This window comes from Flavobacterium polysaccharolyticum, from assembly GCF_038739875.1.
GTDB classification, from domain to species: Bacteria; Bacteroidota; Bacteroidia; order Flavobacteriales; family Flavobacteriaceae; genus Flavobacterium; species Flavobacterium polysaccharolyticum.
The window spans coordinates 1-1,027 of sequence record NZ_JBCGDP010000063.1 but is presented as its reverse complement, the minus strand read 5'-3'; the positions used below and the strand labels follow the sequence as shown (position 1 = coordinate 1,027).

Here is a 1,027-nt window from a genome sequence, read left to right as displayed (position 1 = left end):
ATCAAATATACCCCCCAAGTTTTGAATGCAAATGTAGTTGCAAATTTTTCTTTAGAAACAGCTGCATCAAATTTAACATACGATTGGACTTTTTATAATTTAGATAATACTACAGTTTTAGCCAAAGTTAGTACTGCTAATGCAACACAATCTTTTTCCACAGCAGGAAGATATCGTGTGGTTTTGAACGTTAAAGATGAAAAAGGATGTATAACCACCTTAGAGTCATATACCTCAGTACTCCCTGCATGTACACCTATAACAGGTGTGATAAAAATAAGTTCAAGCAACACAAGTGGCAATTCAATTAGTACTCTGTTTCAGTTTTCTAGTCCAGGTAGTACCTCTTCATTAGCTTGTAATGAAACTTCTTTTCCTGTTAAATTGTATACTGTCGATAAGCTATTGCAAGTTGGTACTCGATTGTTCTTAGACCAAAACTTAATATTGAGTGCGGGTAATGGAAAGATATGGTATAAAAATGCTGCGGATGGTATTTCCTACAGGGTTGATACTAATGGCGTAATTACTGAGATTTTTAACTGCTCTAGTACTGATCCTTCAGCAAGTTTGGGTTATGAATATATTATATCTCCAGGAGTTGGTTTTAGTCAACATTACGTAAAATTTATTTCAATGGACGGATTTGAAAGCGCTGTTTCGCTATCAAGTAATGATGGTAATGCTACTATTTGTGCAAAATCAATTATTGAAGATAATGGAGAAGGCGCAACATTACAAACGGGAAATAGATGTAATTAATCAGTATTTAGCTTAAAAAATAAAAAATAATCTACCTAAAATAGATAAATTGATGATGGTAAACGATTTTAAAATAAAAAAATACTGGTTCCTTACTTTTTGTATGGTACTGTGTTCATTCGTGACTTTTGCGCAGGATTTGAGTGATCAACAAATTGGTTTTGATGTAGCTCGAGTGACCACTTCACTCAAAGAACATGGGGTGAAAGACCAAGATCTTGCGCGAGAAATTGCTATGATGCGAGAAATGCAAAAAACGCAGTAT

2 protein-coding genes are annotated in these 1,027 nt (G+C 34.1%); both read left to right on the top strand.

Annotated elements, in window-relative coordinates:
• Nucleotides 1-762, top strand: a 762-nt coding sequence (locus WFZ86_RS20095; RefSeq protein ID WP_342693607.1) for a PKD domain-containing protein, incomplete at its 5' end; no start/stop codon positions are given.
• Between the two features lie 52 nt (nucleotides 763-814).
• Nucleotides 815-1,027, top strand: a 213-nt coding sequence (locus WFZ86_RS20090) for a hypothetical protein (RefSeq protein WP_342693606.1), incomplete at its 3' end; no start/stop codon positions are given.